Source organism: Promicromonospora citrea (genome assembly GCF_013004695.1).
Classification (GTDB): domain Bacteria; phylum Actinomycetota; class Actinomycetes; order Actinomycetales; family Cellulomonadaceae; genus Promicromonospora; species Promicromonospora citrea.
In genome coordinates, this window is sequence record NZ_JABEMG010000232.1 from 1 (window position 1) to 3793 (window position 3793).

At 73.3% G+C, this 3793-nt stretch carries 3 protein-coding genes and 1 pseudogene; 1 reads left to right on the forward strand and 3 read right to left on the reverse strand.

The features are described from left to right. Positions 1 to 102: 102 nt before the first annotated feature. From HLB15_RS22865 to HLB15_RS22875, 3 genes are all read right to left on the reverse strand, one after another. Positions 103 to 1296, reverse strand: a complete 1194-nt coding sequence (locus tag HLB15_RS22865) for a zinc-dependent alcohol dehydrogenase (protein WP_171108977.1) — start codon at positions 1294 to 1296, stop codon at positions 103 to 105. A gap of 103 nt (positions 1297 to 1399) precedes the next feature. Further along, positions 1400 to 2680 carry an ABC transporter permease gene (locus HLB15_RS22870; protein ID WP_171108979.1) on the reverse strand — a complete coding sequence of 427 codons (1281 nt, stop codon included), beginning with the start codon at positions 2678 to 2680 and terminating at the stop codon, positions 1400 to 1402. Beyond that, positions 2677 to 3372, reverse strand: coding sequence for an ABC transporter ATP-binding protein (locus HLB15_RS22875; protein ID WP_229785595.1), 696 nt, complete (start codon positions 3370 to 3372; stop codon positions 2677 to 2679). The genes HLB15_RS22870 and HLB15_RS22875 overlap by 4 nt, the downstream gene beginning before the upstream one ends. Positions 3373 to 3587: 215 nt before the next feature. Here HLB15_RS22875 and HLB15_RS22880 point away from each other — a divergent pair. Further along, a pseudogene (locus HLB15_RS22880) lies at positions 3588 to 3793 on the forward strand (histidine kinase); the annotation flags it as partial.

Consider the following 3793-nt stretch of genomic DNA (forward strand, 5'->3'; position numbering starts at 1 on the left):
GACGGCGACGAGCGCGCCGCGCAGCGGGCCGCCCTCGTGGCCGACCTCCGCGCGGCCGCCGAGGCGGCCGCGCGCTGAGGTCGTCGCCGGGTCGTCGCCCGCCTACCGCGCGGCCGGGTCGAGCACGACCTTCACGCAGCCGTCCTCCTTGCGCTGGAACATGGCGTACGCCTCGGGTGCGCGCTCCAGCGGCCAGCGGTGGGTGCGCAGGTCGAGCACGCCGAGGGGGTCGGCGGGGTCGGTGACCAGGGGCAGGAGGTCGTCGATCCAGCGGCGCACGTTGGCCTGGCCCTGGCGGATCGTGATCTGCTTGTCGAACAGGCGCAGCATCGGCAGCGGGTCCTTGGCGCCGCCGTAGACGCCCGACAGGGACAGGACGCCGCCGCGCCGCACGAGGTCGATGCCGAGCAGCAGCGCGGCGAGCCGGTCGACGCCCGCCTGCTCGACCACGGGCCTGCCCACGGCGTCGGGCAGCACGGCGGCGGCCTTCTGCAGCGTCTCGGCCACGGGCGAGCCGTGCGCCTCCATGCCGACGGCGTCGATCACGGAGTCGGGCCCGCGGCCCATGGTGAGGTCGCGCACGGCCTCGGCGACGTCCTGGTCGCGGGAGTCGATCACGGTGACGCCGTGCCGGGCGGCCATCTCGAGCCGCTCGGGCACGAGGTCGACGCCGATCACGAGACCCGCGCCGCGGTGGGCGGCGACCCGGGCGGCCATCTGGCCGATCGGCCCGAGCCCCAGCACGACGACGGAGCCGCCCTGCGGCACCTGCGCGTACTCGACGGCCTGCCACGCCGTGGGCAGCACGTCCGAGAGGTACAGGTACCGCTCGTCGGGCTCGCCGTCGTCCGGCACGACCACCGGGCCGTAGTGCGCCTGCGGCACGCGCAGGTACTCGGCCTGCCCGCCGGGCACCTGGCCGTACAGCTTGGTGTACCCGAACAGGGCCGCCCCGCTGTCCTGCGACCGCACCTGCGTGGTCTCGCACTGGGACTGGAGGCCGTGGATGCACATCCAGCACCGCCCGCAGGCGATGCCGAACGGCACGACCACCCTGTCCCCCACGCGCAGGTCCCCCGCCTCCGGGCCGACCTCCTCGACCACGCCCATGGCCTCGTGCCCCAGCACGTCCCCCGCGTCGAGGAACGCGCCGAGCACGCCGTACAGGTGGAGGTCGGACCCGCAGATCGCCGTCGACGTGACCCGGACGACGGCGTCCGTCGGCTCCTGGATCCGCGGGTCCGGCACGGTCTCCACGCTCACCTTCTGGGTGCCCTGCCACGTAAGTGCTCTCATGGTTCCGCTCCTCGCGTCGTCGATCTCCGGAGTGCTCCCACGCTCACACCGACCGCACTCACTCGCCTCCCGCCCGTGCGGAGACCGACCGGCAGGACCGGGCCTACTCGTACCGGAGGGAGGAGATCGGGTCCTGGCGCGCGGCGCGCAGCGCGGGGAGCGTGCCGGCGAGGAACGCGATCACCATGACGCCGAGGACGACCACCGCGACGCTGACCGGGTCGAACGCGACCAGCGTGAGGCCGGGCAGGTCCGGCAGCAGGTTCGCCGAGACACCACCGACGAGCCGGCCGACGCCGATCGCCGCGACCACCCCGAACGCGCTGCCGACCAGGCCGATCACGACCGCCTCCACGCTGAACAGCGAGAACACGCGCGCGCTGGACAGCCCCATGGCCTTCATCAGCCCGACCTCGCGCGTGCGCTCCTGGACGGCCATGAAGAGCGTGTTGACGATGCCGATCCCCGCGGCGACGAGCGCGATGACGGCGAACCCGTTGAGCACGAGCACGATGCCGTCGATCACCGAGGTGATCGTGCCGAGCTGGTCCTCCAGCGTCGACGCCGTGTACCCGGCGTCGACCAGGCGGTCCACGAGCGCCTGCTGCGCCTCGGCGCCCGCCGCCGCGTCGAACGTCACCGACGCCGAGGCGTAGCGCGAGGTCCGGGACTCAGGCGCGCCCTCGCTCTGCAGGTCGTAGAGCGTCTGCGTGAGCACGTCGTTCGGGATCGCGCCCGCCATCGCGAGCACGCCGGGCTCCGCGACGCCGACGACGGTCGCCTCGGTGGTCACCTGCTCGCCCGTGCCGTCGGTGACGGCCAGCTCGACGGTCTTGCCCACCGCGTCGGCGGGCGTGCCGAGGCCGAGCGGCTCGACGTGCCCCTCGGGCAGCACGAGCTCGGGCTCCGGCGCGTCCAGGTCGATCTGTCGGCCGGCCGCGAGCTCCGTGCGCATGCCCGGCAGGAACTGGGCGACGCCGAGCTGGTAGCGGTCCCCGCCGTCGTACCGGACGTAGTCGGTGACCACCTCCTTGACCGGCTCGACGGACAGCACCCCGGAGACGTCCGCGACGGTCTCGAGGTCGTCCTCGGTGAGGGCGGTCGTCGTGGTGCCGGGCGGGCCGTCGGCGGCGATCTGGTCCGGGTCGTACTCGGCGGGGCCCTCCGTGGGCACCGAGTCGTCGGTCTTGGTCACCGTGAGCACGTCGTCCACACCGACCGACGCCACCGTGTCGTCGATGTAGCGGTTGATGCCCGTGCCCAGGCCGTTGGTCAGCGACAGCGTGAAGGCGCCGATGAAGATCGCCACGACGGTGAGCGTCGTGCGCAGCCGGGAGCGGAACGCGTTGCGGAACGCCGTGCCCGCGACGTCGACGGCCCTCATGCCGCCACCCCCTCGTGCACCGCGATGACGCCGTCGCGCATGTGCACGCTGCGGTCGCAGCGCGCCGCGAGGTCGTCGTCGTGCGTCACCACGACGAGGCTGATGCCGTGGCTGCGGTTGAGGCCGAACAGGATGTCCTCGACGACGCCGCCCGTCGCGCTGTCGAGGTTGCCGGTCGGCTCGTCGGCGAAGATGACGCGCGGGCGGTTGATGAGCGCCCGGGCGATGACGACGCGCTGCTTCTGCCCGCCCGACAGGTCGTTCGCGCGGTTGTCCGCCTTGTCGTCGAGCTCGAGCTGGGCCAGGGCCGCCAGGCCCCGCGCGGTGCGCTCGCGGCGCGGCACGCCGGCGATCCTGAGCGGCAGCGTCACGTTGTCCAGCACGCTGGCCTGCGCGTTGAGGAAGAACTGCTGGAACACGAACCCGAACGTGGTGTTGCGGGTGCGGTTGAGGTGGCGGGCCGACATGCGGGAGGTGTCCGTGCCGTCGAGCGTGATGGTGCCGGAGGTGGGGCGGTCGAGCAGCGCGAGCAGGTGCATGAGGGTCGACTTGCCCGACCCGCTCTTGCCGGTGATCGCGACGGACTCGCCGGCCGCGATGTCGAGGTCCAGGCCGCGCAGCGCCTCGAAGGCGCTCGCGCCGGACCCGTAGGTCTTGTGCAGGGTGCTCGCGGAGAGCAGTGGTGATGGCACGTCGAGCCTCTCTCGTGGTTCGTCTCGTGGTCTGGTCCGTGGGTCTGTGGTGCCGGTGGCCTCCACCCTGCGCGGCCCGGGCGGCCCGCGGATCAGCCTGGGGATGACTCCCGCGTACCCCGCTGGTAGCACACGAGCCGGTCCCGGACGGCACCGGCGACCGCGTGACACCAGACCCCTTGCCATGACACCACTCATGGTGTCATGATGGCGTCATGGACCTCACGAGACATGTCGACGAGCTGCAGCGCCAGCTCTCCGTGGCCGCGGCGGCGGGCGGGGACGACGCCCGCGAGCTCGCCGCCCGCCTGACGGCCCCGCTCGACGCCGCGGCCCGGCTCGTCCTGCTCGACGCGCTGTCCACCGCGGCGGGCGAGATCTCGGCCGAGCTCGCCCCCGGCGCGGTGGACGTGCGGCTGCG

Coding starts and splice junctions, on each gene's coding strand:
- HLB15_RS22870 (WP_171108979.1), bottom strand. CDS start 2,680: ATGAGGGCCGTCGACGTCGCGGGCACGGCGTTCCGCAACGCGTTCCGC.
- HLB15_RS22865 (WP_171108977.1), bottom strand. CDS start 1,296: ATGAGAGCACTTACGTGGCAGGGCACCCAGAAGGTGAGCGTGGAGACC.